Origin of the sequence: Rhodopseudomonas palustris, from assembly GCF_003226555.1 — a bacterium.
Classification (GTDB): domain Bacteria; phylum Pseudomonadota; class Alphaproteobacteria; order Rhizobiales; family Xanthobacteraceae; genus Rhodopseudomonas; species Rhodopseudomonas palustris_I.
In genome coordinates, this window is record NZ_QKQS01000026.1 from 244,144 (window position 1) to 264,154 (window position 20,011).

A 20,011-nucleotide genomic window follows, 5' to 3' on the forward strand; every position below is an offset into this window, starting at 1 on the left:
TTGGCAGGGGGCCGGCTCACACCTAGATTAGGCGGGCCGGCTCGCGGGAATCTCCCGCAGGGCCATCGTTTCGGCGCCGCAGGGCCCACCCGGTCGCGATCCGCGCGACCCATAAGGAAGACCGATGAACGCCAATCTGCGCAATTTCGCCCTCTGGGTCATCATCGTGCTGCTGTTGTTGGCGCTGTTCACCCTCTTCCAGAATCCGGGCCAGCGCACCGCGTCTCAGGAAATTCCGTTCTCGCAGCTGCTCAGCGAGATCGATCAGAACCACGTTCGCGACGTGGTGATCCAGGGCCAGGAAATCCGCGGCACCTTCACCAACGGCTCGACCTTCCAGACCTACGCGCCGAACGATCCGTCGCTCGTGACCCGCCTCTACAACGGCAAGGTGTCGATCACCGCCAAGCCGCCGGGCGACAACGTGCCGTGGTTCGTTTCGCTGCTGGTGTCCTGGCTGCCGTTCATCGCGCTGATCGGCGTCTGGATCTTCCTGTCGCGGCAGATGCAGGGCGGCGCCGGCAAGGCGATGGGCTTCGGCAAGTCGCGCGCCAAGATGCTGACCGAGGCGCACGGCCGCGTCACCTTCGAAGACGTCGCCGGCGTTGATGAGGCCAAGCAGGACCTGCAGGAGATCGTCGAATTCCTGCGCGACCCGGGCAAGTTCCAGCGCCTCGGCGGACGCATCCCGCGCGGCGTGCTGCTGGTCGGCCCTCCCGGCACCGGTAAGACCCTGATCGCGCGTGCGGTCGCGGGCGAAGCCAACGTGCCATTCTTCACCATCTCGGGTTCGGACTTCGTTGAAATGTTCGTCGGCGTCGGCGCCAGCCGCGTCCGCGACATGTTCGAGCAGGCCAAGAAGAATGCGCCGTGCATCATCTTCATCGACGAAATCGACGCGGTCGGCCGTCACCGTGGCGCCGGTCTCGGCGGTGGTAACGACGAGCGCGAGCAGACTCTCAACCAGTTGCTGGTCGAGATGGATGGCTTCGAGGCCAATGAGGGCGTGATCCTGATCGCTGCCACCAACCGGCCCGACGTGCTCGATCCGGCGCTGCTGCGTCCCGGCCGCTTCGATCGTCAGGTCGTGGTGCCGAATCCGGATGTTGTCGGCCGCGAGCAGATCCTCAAGGTCCATGTCCGAAAGGTGCCGCTGGCGCCGGATATCAACCTGAAGAACATCGCGCGCGGCACCCCGGGCTTCTCCGGCGCCGACCTGATGAACCTCGTCAACGAAGCGGCCCTGATGGCGGCCCGGCGCAACAAGCGCATGGTCACCCAGACCGAATTCGAAGACGCCAAGGACAAGGTGATGATGGGCGCCGAGCGCAAGTCGCTGGTGATGACGGAAGAGGAGAAGCTCCTCACCGCCTATCACGAAGGCGGCCACGCCATCGTCGGCCTCAACGTCCCGGCTACCGACCCGATCCACAAGGCGACCATCATTCCGCGCGGCCGTGCGCTCGGCATGGTGATGCAGCTGCCCGAGCGCGACAAGCTGTCGATGTCGCTCGAGCAGATGACTTCGCGCCTCGCCATCATGATGGGCGGCCGGGTCGCCGAGGAGATGATCTTCGGCCGTGAGAAGGTGACCTCGGGCGCGGCGTCGGACATCGAGCAGGCGACCAAGCTGGCCCGGATGATGGTGACCCGCTGGGGCCTGTCGGAAGAGCTCGGCACCGTGGCTTACGGCGAGAACCAGGACGAAGTGTTCCTCGGCATGTCGGTGTCGCGCACCCAGAACGCCTCCGAGGCGACGATCCAGAAGATCGACGCCGAGATCAAACGGCTGGTCGAAGAGGGCTACAAGGAGGCCGAGCGCATCCTCACCGAGCGCCGCGCCGACCTCGAAGCGCTGGCCAAGGGCCTGCTTGAATACGAGACCCTGACCGGCGACGAGATCACCGACCTGATCAACGGCAAGAAGCCGAACCGCGAATCGGTCCTCGAGCCGTCGGGCCCGCGCACCTCCGCGGTGCCGCCCGCCGGCAAGCCGCGGCCGCGGCCCGATCCGGGCCTCGAGCCGCAGCCGCAGGCGTAAGCCTGACGGATTGGATTGTTGCAAAACGCGGCGGCGACGCCGCGTTTTTTTATGGCCCGGCGCGACCCAGAGGCGTAGGTCCTGATCCAAACAGGGCAGGATGTTCAAGGATGGCGCGCCGCGGAATTCGGCTTAGTCGCTGGCATTCGATCGATGACTGACATGACGCCAGACCCGGCGCTCGGCCTCGGCGCGCCGGGCCAAGCTCTGCCCGACGGCGCGCGCGGACCCGGCAAACTGGCCCGACCGTTGGCAGCTCGCGACCTCTACGACCTCGCCTCGATCGCTCTGCTCGGCGTGCTCGGCGTCCTGGTGCTGATGACGTTTCGCTCCTACGGCATCACCAATGACGAATGGGTGCAGCAGCGCTACGGCGAGCTGATCATCGACTACTACCGCAGCGGCCTGATCGATCGTGCGCTGTTCTCGTTCGACAATCTGTATCTGTATGGCGGCCTGTTCGATGTCGCCGCGACACTGCTGCACCAGGTCTCTTCGCTCGACCTGTTCGAGCTGCGGCATCTGCTCAGCGCGGCTTGCGGCGTGGCCGGGATCGGCGCGGCGATCGCGACCGCGCGGCTGGTGGCCGGCCCGCGCGCCGGGCTGCTCGCCGGCGTGGCGCTCGCAGTGTGCGGCTTCTGGTACGGCGCGATGTTCCACCATACCAAGGACGTGCCGCTCGGCGCCGCGACGGCCGGCGCGCTGTACTTCCTGATTCGCGGTACGCGGGATTGCCCGAAGCCGCAGCTTCGCCATCTGATCGGTTTCGGCGTGCTCACCGGCTGCGCGCTCGGCATCAAGGTGCTGGGGCTGCTGCTGGTGTGCTATCTGCCGGTCGCGATCGTGCTGAGCGGTCCGCTTCCGCCGGTCGCGGGCTGGCAGGACAGCGCTGCGTTCGCCGGCCGGTCGCTGCTGGCCTTCCTGCCGGCACTGCTGATCGCCTATGCGATCATGCTGATCACCTGGCCGTGGTCGGCGCTGGCGCCGCTCAATCCGATCCGCGGCTTGGTGTCGTTCGGCGACTTCCACTACGCGATCCGCACCATGCTGGCCGGGCAGGTGTACGAGATGGCGACGGTGCCGCGCTGGTACATCCCGACTTATCTCTTGATCAAGACGCCCATCGTCGTGCTCGGAGGCGCGGCGGTTGCCTTGTTCTGGATTGCCTGGCCGCGTTTGCTCGGTGATCTGGACGCGCGTCGGCGTCGCGAAATCGCGATCGTCGCATTGGCCGCGGTGTTTCCTGTCGCTTGCGAGATCACCGCGCACGGTCCGGCCTTCAGCGGCATGCGGCATTTCATGTTCGTATTGCCGCCGCTCTCGGTGCTGGCCGGTATCGGGCTCGACGGCCTGCTGCGTGCGACCACCCGCGCTTCGGCAATGCTCGGTGCGGCCGCGCTCGCGGTGATCGTCGCGGCGCTGAGCTGGAACGCCGCGACGTTGATCCGACTGCACCCGTACCAGTACCTGTTCTACAATCCGCTGGCCGGCGGGCTGCAAGGTGCGTCGCGCCGCTATGTCATGGATTATTGGTTCACCGCGATGCCGGAAGCGGTGGCGCGACTGGAAACCTACATCGCCCGCACCGATCCGCCGGATGCCCGCGGGCGGATCTATACCGTCGCGGTCTGCGGTCCGCGCGACAGCTTCCTGCATCTGAAGCCGCCGAATCTGCGTTGGGCCCAGGTGTGGGAGACCGCGGATTTCTTCATCGCGCCGACCCACATGAATTGCGACCAGGACATCCAGGCCAAGGTCGCCGCGACGGTGTCGCGGCTCGGCGTGCCGATCGCTTACGTCAAGGATCAGCGCGCCAAGACCCGTCCGGGCGATGCGCCCTAGCACACGGTCTTCGCCATCCCGCCGCATGGCCGCATGAGCGGCCTTCGCTTGACGCCGCCGGGTGCAGCGCGCAACCAAGGCGCGTAAGGCGGACTCTGTGATGACAACTCATCTCCCCAAAGCCCCGGCCTATTGGTCGCGCGATGCGATCTGGCCCGGCATCGTTGCGATCGGCCCGATGTTGCCGGGTACGCTGGCGTTCGGCATGGCGTTCGGCGCGCTCTGCGCGCAGAAGAACTTCACGCTCGCCGAAGTCGAAGTGATGATGGCCACCGTGTATGGCGGACTGTCGCAGTTCGTCGCGGTTCAGGCCTGGCCCGACGCACTGACGCCGTCGTCGATCGCGGCGCTGGCGCTGCTCACCACCACCGTCAACATCCGGTTCTTTCTGATGACCGCGTCGATGCGGCCGTGGTTCGGCACGCTGCCGGCGTGGCAGGCCTATCCTCCGCTGCTGCTGGTCACCGATGGCGGCTGGCTCGCGGCGATGCGCTACCGCGAGCACGGCGGCGCCAATGCCTGGTTCTACGTCGGCGGTGCGGTCGTGCTGTATCTGGTGTGGCTGGTCTCGGCCATTCCCGGTTTCCTGCTCGCCGAGCAGCTCGCCGATCCGAAGAAGTTCGGCGTCGATATCGCGATGCCGGCGTTCTTCGCAGCCCTGCTGGTGCCGGCCTGGAAAGGGCCGCGGCGCGCGATTCCGTGGTTAGTGTCGGGCGCCGTGGCGCTCACCGTGCATTGGCTGCTGCCGGGCTATTGGTTCATCATCGCCGGCGCACTCTCCGGTGCGATCACCGCCGGGCTTATGGACGAGTCGCCGGTCGCCGCGGCTGCGGAGCATCGTCATGACTGACATGCTTCGCAGCGACGTGATGATCGCCTTTGCGGTGATGACCGCGGTGACAGTGGCGTCCCGGCTCGGCGGTTACTTTATGATGCGCTATGTCGACGTGACGCCGCGGGTGCGGCGCATGCTCGATGCACTGCCTGGGTCGATCATCGTTGCGGCTGCGTTGCCGGTGGCGGTCAATGGCGGCCCGATCGTCATGGTGGCGCTCGCTGCGGCGATTGCGGTCAGTGTGGTGCGCCGCAACGACTTTCTGGCGGTGGTGACTGGTATGTTAGTAGCGGCACTGGCCCGCGCGCTGGGATTGCCCGGCTAGTTTTCAAGAATGCTATTCATTTCATTGCCGTAAGGGCTTGCCATCGCTTCTGAATAGGTGTTCACTTTTTTCACTGATTTGGCGGGGGCGATGCGTCGGTTTCCTTCGCTAGTCCAGCAACTTGGTGAGCTCTTCCGGTCCGCATAAGCGGACTGCGGACCAGCTCGTTTCCGGGACGACAGTGTAATGGTTTACCGGCGGACCCATCAGGTGGTGAAGCGTTTGGCTGCGCGCCGCAGTGCAATTCTCGCTGCAGCGCGTGAGACCGCTGCCGAAGGCGGGATGGCGGCGGTGCAGATTGCGCCAGTGGCCGCGCGCGCCAAAGTCGCCGCCGGAACTGTGTACCGGTACTTTCCGTCCAAGGCCGATTTGATCTCCGAACTGATCGCCGACGTTTCGCGCGACGAGCTTGCCGCCATCCGCCGCGCTGCCGACGCTGCACCGGGACCGTCTTCGGCTCTCGCCGCGGCGGTGACAACGGTGGCTGTCCATGTGCTGTCGCATCGCAAGCTGGCCTGGGGCATCCTGGCGGAGCCGGTCGATGTCGACGTCTCGGCGTCACGGCTGGCGAGCCGGCGCGAGATCGCAGGTGAGATCGAGTTGCGAATCGATGCCGCGGTCCGCGCCGGGCATCTTCCGGCCCAGGACACCGCACTGGCCGCGACCGCATTGCTCGGCGCAGTGCATGAATCGCTGGTCGGACCGCTTGCGCCGGACAATCTCGACGATCCGGCGAAGCTGCGTGATGCGGTGCAAACCGTGACGCTGCTGGCGCTACGGGCGGTCGGCGTGATGGATGCACGCGCGCGCGGCCTGGTGGTACAGGCCGTGGTGCCGTCGCGTAGTCTGGTCGGGGCGTGATCAGTTCCCGTTTGCCCTCTGCAAACGCTGTGGTTATGACAATCGAAGTCTCCTGACACGACCCGTTCCCGCTCGCCGGAGACGCGACCAGCTCGAGCGCAGCAGACTGCGCAGGAGTATCTCGCATGACCATTCTGATGCCCGAGCCGGACCAGTCGGTGCTGGCCCGCCGCGACGAGATCATCGCGGCCCTGCGCAAGATCGTGCCGGGCGAGGGGGTGATCTCCAGCGCTGCCGAAATGAAGCCCTACGAGTCCGACGGCTTGATGGCGTATCGCCAGCCGCCGATGGTGGTGGTGCTGCCGAGCACGACCAAACAGGTCTCCGAGGTGCTGCGCTATTGCCACCAGAACGGCATCAAGGTGGTGCCGCGCGGTTCCGGCACCTCGCTGTCCGGCGGCGCGTTGCCGCTCGCCGATGCCGTGCTGCTCGGACTCGGCAAGTTCAAGCGGATTCGCGAGATCGACTTCGACAACCGTGCCGTGGTGGTCGAGCCCGGCGTCACCAATCTGGCGATCAGTCAGGCTGTGGATCATGCCGGCTTCTACTACGCGCCCGATCCGTCGTCGCAGATCGCGTGTTCGATCGGTGGCAACATCGCCGAGAATTCCGGCGGCGTGCATTGCCTGAAATACGGCATGACCACCAACAACGTGCTCGGCTGCGAGATCGTACTGATGACCGGCGAGATCCTGCGGATCGGCGGCAAGGCGGCGGAATGTGCCGGTTACGATCTGATGGGCGTGATCACCGGCTCCGAAGGCCTGCTCGGCGTCATCACCGAGGTCACGGTGCGCATCCTGCGCAAACCCGAGACCGCGCGGGCGCTGATGATCGGGTTCCAGAGCGTCGAAGCCGCCGGCCAGTGCGTCGCCGATGTGATCAGCGCCGGCATCATTCCGGGCGGCATGGAGATGATGGACCGGCCCGCGATCCACGCCGCCGAAGCCTTCGTGCACGCCGGCTATCCGCTCGACGTCGAGGCGCTGCTGATCATCGAGCTCGACGGGCCGCAGGTCGAGGTCGACGAGCTGATCGGCCGCGTCGAGGCGATCGCGCTCGGCTGCGGTTCAACCACCTGCCAGATCTCCACCAGCGAGCAGCAGCGGCTGCTGTTCTGGTCCGGCCGCAAGGCGGCATTCCCGGCGGTGGGCCGGATCTCGCCGGACTATCTGTGCATGGACGGCACGATTCCCCGCGCGCAGCTGCCGCTGGTGCTGCGGCGGATGAACGAGATGTCGGAAAAATACGGCCTGCGTGTCGCCAACGTGTTCCACGCCGGCGACGGCAATCTGCATCCGCTGATCCTGTACGACGCCAACAAGCCGGGCGAGCAGGACGCCGCCGAAGCCTTCGGCGCCGACATCCTCAAGCTGTGCGTCGAGGTCGGCGGCGTGCTCACCGGCGAGCACGGCGTCGGCATCGAGAAGCGCGATCTGATGCCCGAGATGTTCTCGGACATCGATCTCAACCAGCAGCAGCGGCTGAAATGTGCGTTCGACTCCGAAGGTCTGCTCAACCCCGGCAAGGTATTCCCGACGCTGCACCGCTGCGCCGAGCTCGGCCGGATGCACGTGCACAAGGGGAAGTTGCCGTTCCCGGATATTCCGCGGTTCTGACCGAGTAGTGTGATCGCCGATGCACGAAGTAGAGCCTTTCACCGTCATTGCGAGCGAAGCGAAGCAATCCAGGGCCTCGGCGCACGGCGCTCCTGGATTGCTTCGTCGGCTTCGCCTCCTCGCAATGACGGGGGAGGGGAAAATGCCTCGCATTCTGAAGGACGAATTTCGCCCGTGGACACCTTGAAAGTACGCGACGCCCAGGAGGTCGAGGACGCGGTACGCGCCGCCATCGCCAATGAGCAGCCGATCGAGATCGTCGGTCATGGCAGCAAGCGCACCGTCGGCCAGCCGATGGCGACCAATGCGGTGCTAGAGCTGTCGGCGCTCAATGCCGTCACCGCGTACGAGCCGAACGAGCTGATCATCACCGTGCAGGCCGGCGCGCCGCTCGCCGACGTGCTGTCGCTGATCGATTCCAAGAATCAGCATTTCGCGTTCGAGCCGATGGACACCGCGGCGCTGCTCGGCACCGCGCCGGGGGCTGGCACGGTAGCCGGCATGATCGGCGCCGGCCTTGCGGGGCCGCGGCGGATCAAGGCCGGCGGCGCTCGCGACCACCTGCTCGGGGCCAATGCGGTGTCGGGGTTCGGTGAGAGCTTCAAGGCTGGCGGCAAGGTCGTGAAGAATGTCACCGGCTACGACCTGTGCAAGCTGCTCGCCGGCTCCTGGGGGACGCTCGCGGTGATGACCGAGGTCACCCTGAAGGTGACGCCGCGGCCGGAGAGCGAGCGCACTTTGGTGCTGCGCGGTCTCGGCGACGTTGCCGCCAACAAGGCGATGACCGCGGCGCTCGGCTCGCCCTACGACATCACCGGTGCGGCGCATCTGCCCGGCTCGGCGCTGCGCACCACCGCCGGCGCGCTGGCAGAGATCTGCCAGCCCGATCAGGCGCTGACGCTGTTGCGGCTGGAGGGCATCACATCGTCGGCGAGCCACCGCGCCCAGTCGCTGCGCGCAGCCCTGAAGAGTTTTGGCGACGCCGAGCTGGTCGAGGACGAGGCTTCCGCGGCGCTGTGGCGCGCGGTGCGCGACGTCGAGCCGTTCGCTGCCTCGGGTCCGCGGGCGCTGTGGCCGGTGTGGCGGATCGTCTGCCCGCCGGCGGCCGGCGGTGCGTTCGGCGAGCAGCTCTGCCGCGAGAGCGGCGGGGAGGTGATCTACGATTGGGGCGGCGGCCTGATCTGGGCGGCGCTGCCGCCCGCGGCCGACGGCCACGCCAAGGCGCTGCGCCAGCGCGTCGAGAAGATTGCCGGGCATGCCAGCCTGATCCGCGGCAGCGACGCGGTGCGGGCGGCGATCGACGTGTTCCATCCGCAGCCGGCCGGGCTTGCTGCGCTCGGCAGCCGCGTCAAGCGCAGCTTCGATCCCAGCAACATTCTCAATCGCGGCCGGATGTCGCGAGGATCCGCGACATGAAGACCGAATTCAGCCTGGCCCAGCTCGCCGATCCCGACATCGCCGAGGCCGACAAGATCCTGCGCGCCTGCGTGCATTGCGGTTTCTGCACAGCGACTTGTCCGACCTACGTGCTGCTCGGCGACGAGCTCGACAGTCCGCGCGGCCGCATCTACCTGATCAAGGAGATGCTGCAGAGCGACCAGACTCCGACCGCGGATGTCGTCAAGCACATCGACCGCTGCCTGTCGTGCCTCGCCTGCATGACGACCTGCCCGTCGGGCGTGAACTACATGCACCTGGTCGATCAGGCCCGCGTTCGGATCGAAAAGCAGTACAAGCGGCCGTTCTGGGATCGTGTCGTGCGCGAGGCGCTGTCGTGGATGATGCCGCATCCGGGCATGTTCCGGCTCGGGATGTGGGCGGCGCGGATCGTGCGGCCGGTCGCCGCGCTGTTGCCCGGCTCCCGCGATCTGGCCCATCCAACGGTGCTGAGCCGCGTCAAGGCGATGCTGGCGCTGGCGCCCAAGCATCTGCCGGAGCCGGGCCCCGACTCCGGGACGACGTTTCCGGCGATCGGGCCGAAGCGCGGACGGGTCGCGCTGCTGCACGGCTGCGCCCAGCAGGTCTTGGCACCTCGGATCAACCGCGCTGCGATCAATCTCCTGACCCGGCACGGCATCGAAGTGGTGCTCGCCGCGGATGAGGCCTGCTGCGGCGCCTTGATCCATCACCTCGGCCGCGATACCCGCACGCTCGACTACGCCCGCACCAACATCAAGGCCTGGCTGGCCGAGATCGAGCGTGGCGGTCTCGATGCGATCCTGGTGACCACCTCCGGCTGCGGTACGGTGATCAAGGACTACGGCTACATGCTGCGAGAAGATCCGGACTATGCGGCGGCGGCCGCGAAGGTTTCGGCGCTCGCCAAAGACATCAGCGAGTATGTCGCCGGTCTCGAATTGTCATCGCCGCGTCAGCACGATGATGTCGTAGTTGCTTATCACTCCGCCTGTTCGCTTCAGCACGGCCAGAAAATCACGCAGATCCCCAAAGAATTGCTTTCCAAGACTGGATTCGTGGTGAAAGATATTCCTGAGAGTCATTTGTGTTGTGGTTCGGCGGGCACGTACAACATTCTCCAGCCTGACATCGCGACCAGATTGCGCGATCGGAAGGTCGCCAACATCGCTTCCGTCAAGCCGGACATGATCGCTGCGGGCAATATCGGCTGCATGGTGCAGATCGCCAGCGGAACGGAAGTCCCTGTGGTGCACACGATTGAACTTCTCGATTGGGCGACAGGCGGGCCCCGTCCTGCTCCGCACTGATCGGAGCCTGGAACGCCGGTCGCGGGGCGCGTGATTGCTGGCCGAGCAGCGATCCGCACAACTGGAGGACGACCATGGCGAAAGACAAGAAGTCGAAGAAGAAGGACAAGGTCGACAAGAAGGCCGAGAAGTCCAAGACCAAGAAGAAGTCCAAACTGCTGCTCGCCAAGAAGGCGGGCAAGAAAGACGGCAAGTCCAACAAGGCGTCGGCCGCCAAGTCGAAGTCGAAGGCCAAATCCAAGCCGAAGTCCGCAGCGGGCAAATCAGCCAAAAAGCCGGCGAACAAAGCCAAGAAGACCGCCCCGAAGACGGCCTCCGGCCGTTCTGCTGGCGCGAAGAAGGCAGCTCCCAAGCAACGCGCTGGCAAGACATCGGCAGCGAAAAAGCCGGCAGTGAAGAAGCCCGCCGCGAAGGTCCCTGCCGCCAGCAAGGCCGCTGCGAAACGCGCTGCCGGCGCCAAGCCGGCGGCCAAGGCCAAGCCGGTCGCAAAGCCGGCGGTCAAGCCGGCGACCATGTCGACGTCCAAATCCGCACCCAAGCCCGTCGCGCCGCCGCGAGCGCCCAAAGCGCCCAAGAAGGCTTCGACCAGGACTGTGAAGAAGGCCAAGCCGGCTCCCAGTGCCGCGGAGGCTGTCGTCGAGCCGGTCGTGGAGGTAACGCCGCCGTTGGCTCCGCCCGCCCCAGCCAAGCCGCGCAAGCCTCGCGCTAAGAAGCCAGCGCCGCCGCCCGCGGAGCCTGAGGCGTTGGTCTTGGAGCCCGAGTCCCCCTCAGCACCGGAGGCCGATCACGAGGGCGATTCGGTCGTGGCCGCGCCCGCCGATCCGTTCCCTGCCGATGAAGCCGCCTCCGCCGAGGACAATGAACCGGTGGAAACGCCGACGTGGAGCGACTCGGTCGAAGCCCCGGCTGAGCCGACAGCCCACAGCGCGGAATCGACCAGCGAGGAAGCCGCGGCAGACGAGGAGTTCGATCGGGCGGAGCAGGAGTCGAAGTCCGATCCAGCGTAACCGAGACCCGACGCCCGCAAGGGCGAGCTGAATTGTCAAAGGCCGCGGTCGCGAACTGCGGCCTTTGTCGTTGGGGGCGAGGTTCATCCAAGCAGCCAAGCCCGAGCGACTGACGGGTAGCCCGCAGGGAGTACCTCGTCGGCTCGACCGTTGCGGCCCCAGGCTGGCGATTCGATTCCCGCATAGTTCGAATTTGACTTAGTCGAAAGTGTTGCTCAAGGAGCCGCAAAGCCGCGTTTCGCCTAAGACTCGCTCGCAATCACGTGATCGAATTGCAACACTCCGCAACTACGAGTGGCTGAATGAGCTGGATTGCACAAAAAGTCGGCATCTGCATGTGTTTTTTGCTTCACGGTTTGCGTGACGCGCCGCACATTGCTGTCACATTTGGTTTTGGCAGGTCGATGTCGCGTCCTTGAACTTCGGTCCGGCTGACTTGAAACGATGGGGATCAAAATGAAGAAGACAATCTTGTCGGTCGCGGCAGTGCTCGCAGTTGGCGTCGGTTCGGCCTCGGCGGCAGATTTGCCGGCCAAGATGTACACCAAGGCCCCGCCGGTGGTGGCGTTCAATCCGTGGGACGTGGCGTTCGGTACCTCGGTTTCGAGCGATTACGTGTTCCGTGGCATCACCCAGTCGAACCACCAGCCGTCCGTGAGCGGCTACATCGAGCCGCGCTACAACATCAATCCCGACCTGCAGATCTATGCCGGCGTGTCGGCCTCGAGCATCTCGTTCGCCAACCGCGCCGCTGCTGAGATCGACGGCTACGTCGGTATCCGCCCGACCTTCGGTCCGGCCGCGTTCGACTTCGGCTTCTGGTACTACGGTTATCCGGGCGGCCAGTGCATCGACACCGTGCAGGGCGGCGGCAACCTGTGCCCGCTCGGCTCGAGCGCGATCGCCAACGGCAACGTGATGAAGAAGGACGTGTCGTTCTACGAGTTCTACGGCAAGTTCAACTACACCTTCAACGACATGTTCACCGCTGGCGCTGCCGTGAACTACTCGCCGGACTTCCTGCGCTTCGGCACCTCGGGCACCTACGCCGCGGTGAACGCGAAGATCACCATGCCGGGCACCTTCTTCGGCACCAGCGGCATCGGCTCCTACATCTCGGGTGAATACGGCCATCAGTGGCTGGGCACGACCGACGCGTTCTACGCGTTCACCGCTCTGCCGGACTACAACACCTGGAACGTTGGCGTGGGCTTCACCTACAAGGTGTTCACCCTCGACCTGCGCTACACCGACAGCGACCTGTCGAAGGCCGGCTGCCAGGCGATCACCTCCGACTTCACCTCGAACGGTGTGACCTCTGGTTGGTGCGGTGCCCGTTTCATCGCCAAGCTCTCGGCTGACGTGACGCTCGGCGCGCTGAAGTAAGACAATCCCTTCCGGGGGCTGAGGGCGGCAGAGCAATCTGCCGCCCTTTTTGTTTGCTCGCTGCCGTGGCGCGAGACGACGAAAAGGCGAGCTCCGGCCGGGTGCTCGCCCTTGGTTGTTCTGACCGTCGTCGCCGCGTGATGAGATTGCTTGAGGGCCTCCAACACGGTGCATCCCGATCGGCTGCGATGGAATGCGCCGCGAGCTGGCGTCTTGTCGTCCCTTGCTTCGGCGGGCGGTTAGCTCCCCGCCAGTCCGGCAACCGGCTCGGCCGGCTTCACCCGATCCTGCAGGGTGAAGCGATCTCCGCTGCGCGACAGCATCGCGTCACGTCGATGGAAGGCCTCCAGCGTCGAGCGATGGCCGATCGAGACGATCGTCGTGCCCGGCAGCTTGCGGTCCAGCAGCTTGTAAAGGGCCGCTTCGGACGGCTCGTCCAGCGACGCGGTGGCCTCGTCGAGGAACAGATATTGCGGGGCATGCAAGAGGGCGCGGGCGATCCCGAGCCGCTGTTGCTCGCCGAGCGACAGCGTTCTGTTCCAATGGCCGTGCTGATCGAGCCGTTCCGCGAGCGCCGGTAGCCCAACCTCGCGCAGCGCCTCCGCCACCTGCTCGCTGCTGAACGTATCGGCCTCCGCCGGATAGACGATCGCGGCGCGCAGTTCGCCGACCGGGAAGTAGGGCCGCTGCGGCAACATCATCAGCGTCGCATTGGCAGGTATCGCGATCGAGCCCGAGCCGAACGGCCAGATTCCGGCGATCGCCCGGAACAGCGTCGATTTGCCTGCGCCCGAGGGACCGACGATCAGGGTGCGTTCATTGCCGCCGAGCGTAAAGCCATCGGCACTCATCAGCGGCGCCCCTGCCGGCAGCGTCAGACTGAGATCCTTCAGCTCGATGGCATTGGAGGACGAGGGCATTCGGACGACCCCGGAATTGTCGCGCCGCGCCACGGCGGTGTCGATCGCGCGCTCGAATCCCTCGAGCCGCTGCATCACCGACTGCCATTCCGCCAGCGTGCGGTAGGCGGAGATGAAGAACGACAGCGAATCCTGAACGCTGCTGAACGCCGAGACGGTCTGCATCATGCCGCCGAGTTGCACCTTTTGGGCGAAGTACGCCGGCGCCACCAGAATGTAGGGGAAGATCACCGACGCCTGCGAGTAGCTGGCGGTGAAAGCGGTCAGACGCTTGTTACGTCGCATGATCCGCATGAAGTTCTCGGCGACGTGGCCGAACCGCTCGGAAAGCTTGCCGCGCTCGGCCGGTTCGCCGCGCAGCAGCGCGATCTGCTCGGCGTTCTCACGCGCGCGGACCAGGTTGAATCGGAAGTCGGCTTCGTAACGCTGCTGCCGGAAGTTGAGATCGACCAGCGGCGAGCCGATCCAATGGGTCAGCGCGGTGCCGAGCACGGCGTAGATCAATGCGCCCCACACCAGATAGCCGGGGATTGGAACGCTGTGGCCGAACAGATGCAGCGGCGCTTCGTTCGACAGCCCCCACAGAATCACCACGAATGACGCCAGCGTCACCACCGCATTGAGCAGGCCGATACCCAGCGCCAATGTGCGGTCGATGAACAACTGCGTGTCTTCGGCGATACGCTGGTCGGGGTTGTCGGCGGCGTCGCCGGTGAGCTGCATCTGGTAGTGGTTGGCGTCGTGCAGCCAACCGCCGAGATAGCGCTCGGTCATCCATTTTCGCCAGCGGATCTGGAGCCACTGGTTGAGATAGAGCTGATACACCTTGAGGGCGATCCAGATCGTCGCCAGAACGCAGAAGTAGATGATCTGGGAGGTGAACACGTCGTAATTGCGCTCCTGCAGAGCGTTGTAGAATACGTTGTTCCAGCGGTTGAACAGCACCGTGAGGCCGACGACGGCGAGCTCGATGACGATGACCGCTGCGAGCAGGCCACGCCCCATCCATTTGTCTTCGGCATTAAAATACGGCACGGCGATCCGCCAGGCGGTCGCCAAGGTGGTTCGGATAGCGTTCACAGGAAAGGGTCTCCGGGTAGGAGGCTCCGCCGTGCGGAGGCCTTGGACGGAACTTGCAGGTTCATTCACCCACGGTCAGATGTCGCGCCCTCTTGTCGCACCCTAGCACGGCGGCGGTGCCGGCAAGCCGCAGCGAGGCGCGTTCGCGTGTTTGTGAGCGGGTGATAGGAGCCGTGATCGGGCGCAGGCGGTCTGGCCAAGCTGGGGCGGTTCGCACTATAGCGTGCAAGCCAATCGTGCACGGGCGGCTACGGCCCGCTCGTGCCAGCTTCAGCGGCGCTCTCGTGCAAGCTTGAGCGCGGCGCGACCCGACCATGCCGAGGTGCGATGCGAGCCTTATCCCTGATGCAAGCTGCCGTGCTCGGCGCGGCGATCCTGTCGGTCACGGCCTCATCCGCGCCGGCGCAATCCGACCAGGAATTCCCCTTCGGCCTGGAAGTCACGCTGGATGCCCCGCCGAAGCCGGGGTCGAAACGGATTCCGAATCTCGAAATCGGCGACAAGGGCAGCGTACGGCTGGAGCTGTGGTGCAAAGGCGGCAGCGGGCAGTTCTCGGTAGCCGGCAACACCGTGATCTTCGTGCCGGGAACGATCGAGGATCGCAATTGTCCGGCTGATCGCGCCGAGGCCGACGACGCGCTGGTCGCGGCACTCGCGGCGGCGACGACCTGGAGCCGCCAAGGTGACGTCGTCAGCCTCTCCGGCGGTCCGCAGACGCTCCGGTTCCACCTCAACACCAATTGACGTTAGGCCTGATCCTTCAGAATCAGCTCCGTGCATCCCTCGGCGGCCTGTATCACACCGCTGTAGCCGCCGATGCCGGCATAGGCGGAGGACAGATACAGGCCGGGCAGTGTGGTGCGTGGTGCGCGATAGGGCGCGTCGGAGGTCGGCAGCAAGGGCGCGAAGCCGTAGACCGCGCCTTGTGGTGCGCCGAGGTATTGCTGCACCGAATAGGCGGTGTTGAACGCCGTCGCGGTCACGGCCTCGGCAAGCCCCGGATAGCTGCGATCGAGATGGGCGAGCAGCGCCTGCTGCCAGCGCTCGCGCTTGGCTCGATACGCGTCCTGCTCGAGACTATCCCAGTTGAGCACCCGGTCCGGGCCGACGACCGACAGCACGTAGGGCGGCGACGGCACGCCGGAATCGATCGCGGTGTAATCGGCGATCGCCAGCGGCGGCATCCGCGTACCCGGCTCGTGCGCCATCAACGTTTTGGCGTCAGCATAGGCCGCCAGCGTGGTCATCCAGTCCGGTAGTAACTGCGTCGCGTAGCTGCTGACGCCGAATTCGCGTGGCGGCTTCGACAGGCCGAGAGTGAGCGCGAACAGCGATAGCGACGGCGAGCGGTCGGCGTAGCTGCCAGTGAGCCGCTGTGCTTGGTCGGCGGGGAGCAGCGTCGCCAGTGTCGCCGGCGCGGCATTGCCGATCACGGTCGCAGCTTCCACGATCTGCGGATCGCCGCCGTCCCGGGCGACGTGCGTGACCTGATGCGGCCCGTCGGGACCCGCCATCACCAAGCCGGAGACGACGCGGCGGAGCAGCACCTCGCCGCCGGCCTTGCGCACGGCGCGAGCGAGCGCACTCGACAGCCGCTGCGAGCCGCCTTGGATGAAACGTGCGCCGCTGAGCAGGAAGCTGCCCTGCACCATGGCGAACGCCACCCACCACAGCGCCGCGGCATCGTCGTGAACGTAAGACAGGTTGCCGGCGACCGCGCACTTCACCGCTTCATCGTCGCCGAACAGCGCCTGCAGCTTGGCACCGAGCGAGGCGTGCCAATCGGGATATTCCGGCGCCAGTGCCAGCACCGCGTCGAGACCGCCGTCGCCGAGCGTGCCGGCGAGACGTTCGAGGTCGCCGAGCCATTGCGCGATGCCGGCGCTGGCATGCGGGAAGCGCTGGTTCAGCGCATCGCGGGCGGCGGCGAATTCGTCGGGCAGCGTGAAGGGGGCACCGACCGGCCCGCCGCGCATCTCGTACAACGCGCCGGCGGGAATCCACTGCACCGCGTCGAGCACGCCGGCGCGGTTGAGGGCGCGGTGTTTCGGATCGCGTCCGTGCTGCGGGTTACCCGTAACGTGCAGCGATCCTTCTACGAACAATTCGCCGGCCTTGTAACTCGACGCCGCGCCGCCGACCGAGTTGCCGCGTTCGATCACCAGCACCTTGCGGCCTTCGCGGGCCAGGATCGCGCCCGCAGTCAGGCCGCCGAGCCCGGCGCCGATCACCACTGCATCAAAGCGCGTCATTCAGCCGATCATCCTGCCGTCAAAGGGAAGCGCTTCATTGCCGCATTGCAGCGGCATGTCAAATAGCGGTTCCAGGATCCGGACGGGCCGATCGTGGGGCGCAGCAGTTATTGCCAGGTCGAGCTTTCGGCGTCCCAGCGCTGGCCCTTGAGTTCCTTTGCCAGCGCCGCGACCGCGCCGCCGTCGCTGCGCGGCTCGGCTTCCTCCTCGCCAGTGACGTCGTCGTTCAAGCTGAGCCGGGGCGGGGCGTTCTCGTCGATGGTGGTGTCGCTCGGGTTGCCGAGCCACAGCATCAGTCTGTCGCTGCCACCGGGCTTGTCGGCGCTGACCTGCGCCTCCACCGTGATCACCTCGGTGAGCTGCAGCGCCGGGAAGGTCTCGCTCGGCCGCTTGAAGGTCATCTTCAGCCGGCCGGTGACGTCGTCCCAATTGGCCGAAGCCAGCTTGGCTTCCAGCGTCTGCGCCAGCGTCGCGGTCACCGTTGTGGCGATCTTGGTACGATCAAGCTTGTCGCCGCTGCGCCAGCCGGCCGCCGGGAACAGGATGGCGCGGTCCATGTCGACGATGCCGTTGGTCCAGCCGGCGGCAGAGACGCCGGGAAACGCCTTGGCCTTGGCGATCACGGACGCCGCGCGTTCCGGATCGACGCTGAGATTGATCACCAGCTTGCCGGCCCGCAACGCGTCGCAGCCGATGCTCAGGCTGGACAGCGAAACCTCGACGTTCTCGGTCTTCAGCGTCTTGAGGAAATCCGACGCCGCCTCAAGCGCGACCCGAATGCCGACCGCCTCCGGAGACACCGCGGTAAAATCTTTCGGCGCCTGGGCGATGCTCTCGTCGGCCGATTGGGTTTCCTCAAATTCTTTTTCGCTGAGGTCGGAATTGTCGGTCGAGTTGATCTCGTGGGTCGCCGTGCCGATGCCGACCACGCCCTTGAAGTCGAACGTTTCACCGTTCGGCTTCTGCTGCAGGTTGACTGAAACCGGGGTCTTGCTGCCCAGCGTCTGGGTGGTGCCGGTCAGCGCCTGGCCGTTCGGCGTCAGGGGGACGACGAAGCGGTCGCGCCGGTCGGAGGTTTTCGACGGCGCATAGCAGACGTCGAGCTCGGCGGAGGTGACGGTCTTGCCCTGGCGTTTTTCCTTCAGGATCACGTCGGCGCCGTCGATGAAGCCGTCGAGGGTGGCGAAGTAGCGCGTTTCGACGGCCGGCGGCGCGGATTTCGTCGCCGACTTGGCTTGTGCGAAAGCGAGGTCGGTCGCCGGCAACAGCGCCAGCAGGCTGAACAGAAACGCGCGCATGAAATCGAACCTCGCAAGAATCGGGCTGGTTCGAACCTAGTCGATTCGAATTGCATCCGAACCAAGGCGTGCCCGACGCGCGGCCAAAAAAACAAGGCCGCCCGGAGGCGGCCTTGCGTGATCGATGCTCGTTACGAGAGGCGCGGGCTCAGAAGCCCATGCCGCCCATTCCGCCCATGCCGCCGCCCGGCGGCATCGCCATCGGGGCTTCGGCCTTCGGCAACTCGGCGACCATGGCTTCGGTGGTCACCAGCAGCGAGGCGACCGACGAAGCGTCCTGCAGCGCAGTGCGCACGACCTTGGCCGGATCGACGATGCCCTTGGCGAGCATGTCGACATATTCCTCGGTCTGAGCGTCGAAGCCGAAGGTCTCGGTCTTGTTCTCGAGGATCTTGCCGACCACGATCGAGCCTTCGACGCCGGCATTTTCGGCGATCTGGCGGATCGGAGCTTCCAGCGCCTTCAGCACGATGTTGATGCCGGCCTGGACGTCCGGATTGTCGTTGTTGATGCGGCCGACGGCCTTCTTGGCGCGCAGCAGCGCGACGCCGCCGCCCGGCACGATGCCTTCCTGCACCGCGGCGCGGGTCGCGTTCAGCGCGTCCTCGACACGGTCCTTCTTCTCCTTGACCTCGACCTCGGTCGCGCCGCCGACGCGGATCACCGCGACGCCGCCGGCCAGCTTGGCCAGACGCTCCTGCAGCTTCTCACGGTCGTAGTCCGAGGAAGTCTCCTCGATCTGCGCCTTGATCTGCGACACGCGGGATTCGATCTCCGGCTTCTTGCCGGCGCCGTTGACGATGGTGGTGTTCTCCTTGTCGATCACCACCTTCTTGGCGCGGCCGAGCATCTTCAGATTGACGCCCTCGAGCTTGATGCCGAGCTCTTCGGAGATCAGCTGGCCGCCGGTCAGGATCGCGATGTCTTCCAGCATCGCCTTGCGGCGATCGCCGAAGCCCGGCGCCTTCACGGCCGCGACCTTGAGGCCGCCGCGCAGACGGTTGACCACCAGGGTGGCCAGCGCTTCGCCTTCGACGTCCTCGGCGATGATCAACAGCGGCTTGCCCGACTGCACCACCGATTCGAGCACCGGCAGCATCGCCTGCAGGCCCGACAGCTTCTTCTCGTGCAGCAGGATGTAGGCGTCGTCGAGTTCGGCCGTCATCTTCTCGGCATTGGTCACGAAGTACGGCGACAGGTAGCCGCGGTCGAACTTCATGCCTTCGACGATGTCGACTTCGGTCTCGAGCGACTTGTTCTCTTCGACCGTGATGACGCCTTCGTTGCCGACCTTCTGCATCGCCTGGGCGATCATCTTGCCGATCGGCGCGTCGCCGTTGGCCGAGATGGTGCCGACCTGGGCGATCTCGGCCGAGGAGGCGACCGGCTTGGCGCGCTTCTGGATGTCCTTGACGACGGCTGCGACGGCGATCTCGATGCCGCGCTTCAGGTCCATCGGGTTCATGCCGGCGGCGACCGCCTTGGCGCCTTCGCGCACGATCGCCTGGGCCAGCACGGTGGCGGTGGTGGTGCCGTCGCCGGCGAGGTCGTTGGTCTTCGAGGCCACCTCGCGCACCATCTGGGCGCCCATGTTCTCGAACTTGTCCTCGAGCTCGACTTCCTTGGCGACGGTGACGCCGTCCTTGGTGATGCGCGGCGCACCGAAGCTCTTCTCGATCAGCACGTTGCGGCCCTTCGGGCCGAGCGTGACCTTGACCGCGTTGGCGAGCACGTCCACGCCGCGCAGCATGCGGTCGCGGGCCTCACCGGAAAACTTGACGTCCTTGGCTGCCATTCATTCGCTCCTGATGTCTTTAAT

15 protein-coding genes are annotated in these 20,011 nt (G+C 65.8%); 11 read left to right on the forward strand and 4 right to left on the reverse strand.

Annotated features, from left to right (window positions below; all coding sequences use genetic code 11):
- Positions 1 to 124: 124 nt before the first annotated feature.
- The 10 genes from ftsH to DNX69_RS21605 all read left to right on the forward strand — a co-directional run bounded on the left by ftsH (position 125) and on the right by DNX69_RS21605 (position 12,642).
- Entirely contained in the window at positions 125 to 2,041 is a 1,917-nt protein-coding gene (gene ftsH / locus DNX69_RS21560) for an ATP-dependent zinc metalloprotease FtsH (RefSeq protein ID WP_110788036.1), read from the forward strand.
- Positions 2,042 to 2,203: 162 nt separating this feature from the next.
- Positions 2,204 to 3,883, forward strand: coding sequence for a glycosyltransferase family 39 protein (locus tag DNX69_RS21565; protein ID WP_165825307.1), 1,680 nt, complete (start codon positions 2,204 to 2,206; stop codon positions 3,881 to 3,883).
- Positions 3,884 to 3,983: 100 nt separating this feature from the next.
- The gene (locus DNX69_RS21570; RefSeq protein WP_110788217.1) at positions 3,984 to 4,733 is read left to right on the forward strand and encodes an AzlC family ABC transporter permease; all 750 of its coding nucleotides are present in this window, start codon (positions 3,984 to 3,986) and stop codon (positions 4,731 to 4,733) included.
- A complete protein-coding gene (locus tag DNX69_RS21575) occupies positions 4,726 to 5,043 on the forward strand; it encodes an AzlD family protein (protein WP_110788038.1) in 318 nt (105 codons plus the stop codon). Before DNX69_RS21570 ends, DNX69_RS21575 begins: the two co-directional genes overlap by 8 nt.
- 186 nt (positions 5,044 to 5,229) lie before the next feature.
- Positions 5,230 to 5,904: a TetR/AcrR family transcriptional regulator gene (locus DNX69_RS21580; RefSeq protein WP_110788039.1), complete on the forward strand. Its 675-nt coding sequence runs from the start codon at positions 5,230 to 5,232 to the stop codon at positions 5,902 to 5,904.
- 125 nt (positions 5,905 to 6,029) lie between these two features.
- Positions 6,030 to 7,523 (forward strand): FAD-linked oxidase C-terminal domain-containing protein, encoded by a 1,494-nt coding sequence (locus DNX69_RS21585; protein ID WP_110788040.1) that lies wholly within the window; start codon positions 6,030 to 6,032, stop codon positions 7,521 to 7,523.
- 174 nt (positions 7,524 to 7,697) lie between these two features.
- Positions 7,698 to 8,939, forward strand: coding sequence for an FAD-binding protein (locus DNX69_RS21590; RefSeq protein ID WP_110788041.1), 1,242 nt, complete (start codon positions 7,698 to 7,700; stop codon positions 8,937 to 8,939).
- Positions 8,936 to 10,249: a glycolate oxidase subunit GlcF gene (gene glcF / locus DNX69_RS21595; RefSeq protein WP_110788042.1), complete on the forward strand. Its 1,314-nt coding sequence runs from the start codon at positions 8,936 to 8,938 to the stop codon at positions 10,247 to 10,249. The genes DNX69_RS21590 and glcF overlap by 4 nt, the downstream gene beginning before the upstream one ends.
- 74 nt (positions 10,250 to 10,323) lie before the next feature.
- A complete protein-coding gene (locus tag DNX69_RS26010) occupies positions 10,324 to 11,256 on the forward strand; it encodes a hypothetical protein (RefSeq protein ID WP_115746885.1) in 933 nt (310 codons plus the stop codon).
- Between the two features lie 456 nt (positions 11,257 to 11,712).
- Positions 11,713 to 12,642, forward strand: coding sequence for a TorF family putative porin (locus DNX69_RS21605; protein ID WP_110788044.1), 930 nt, complete (start codon positions 11,713 to 11,715; stop codon positions 12,640 to 12,642).
- Positions 12,643 to 12,881: 239 nt separating this feature from the next.
- On the opposite strand, the gene DNX69_RS21610 is transcribed toward DNX69_RS21605, so the two are convergent.
- Positions 12,882 to 14,642, reverse strand: a complete 1,761-nt coding sequence (locus DNX69_RS21610; RefSeq protein WP_110788045.1) for an ABC transporter ATP-binding protein/permease — start codon at positions 14,640 to 14,642, stop codon at positions 12,882 to 12,884.
- 345 nt (positions 14,643 to 14,987) lie between these two features.
- On the opposite strand from DNX69_RS21610, the gene DNX69_RS21615 reads away from it, so the two are divergent.
- On the forward strand, positions 14,988 to 15,386 hold the full coding sequence (locus DNX69_RS21615) for an META domain-containing protein (RefSeq protein ID WP_425327319.1): 399 nt from the start codon (positions 14,988 to 14,990) through the stop codon (positions 15,384 to 15,386).
- A gap of 2 nt (positions 15,387 to 15,388) precedes the next feature.
- Here DNX69_RS21615 and DNX69_RS21620 read toward each other — a convergent pair whose 3' ends face one another.
- From DNX69_RS21620 to groL, 3 genes are all read right to left on the reverse strand, one after another.
- Positions 15,389 to 16,894, reverse strand: a complete 1,506-nt coding sequence (locus DNX69_RS21620) for a phytoene desaturase family protein (protein WP_110788047.1) — start codon at positions 16,892 to 16,894, stop codon at positions 15,389 to 15,391.
- A 107-nt stretch (positions 16,895 to 17,001) separates the two neighbouring features.
- The gene (locus tag DNX69_RS21625) at positions 17,002 to 18,192 is read right to left on the reverse strand and encodes a hypothetical protein (RefSeq protein ID WP_110788048.1); all 1,191 of its coding nucleotides are present in this window, start codon (positions 18,190 to 18,192) and stop codon (positions 17,002 to 17,004) included.
- Between the two features lie 148 nt (positions 18,193 to 18,340).
- Complete coding sequence (gene groL, locus DNX69_RS21630) at positions 18,341 to 19,987, reverse strand: chaperonin GroEL (RefSeq protein WP_110788049.1); 1,647 nt, start codon at positions 19,985 to 19,987, stop codon at positions 18,341 to 18,343.
- Between the last annotated feature and the right edge of the window lie 24 nt (positions 19,988 to 20,011).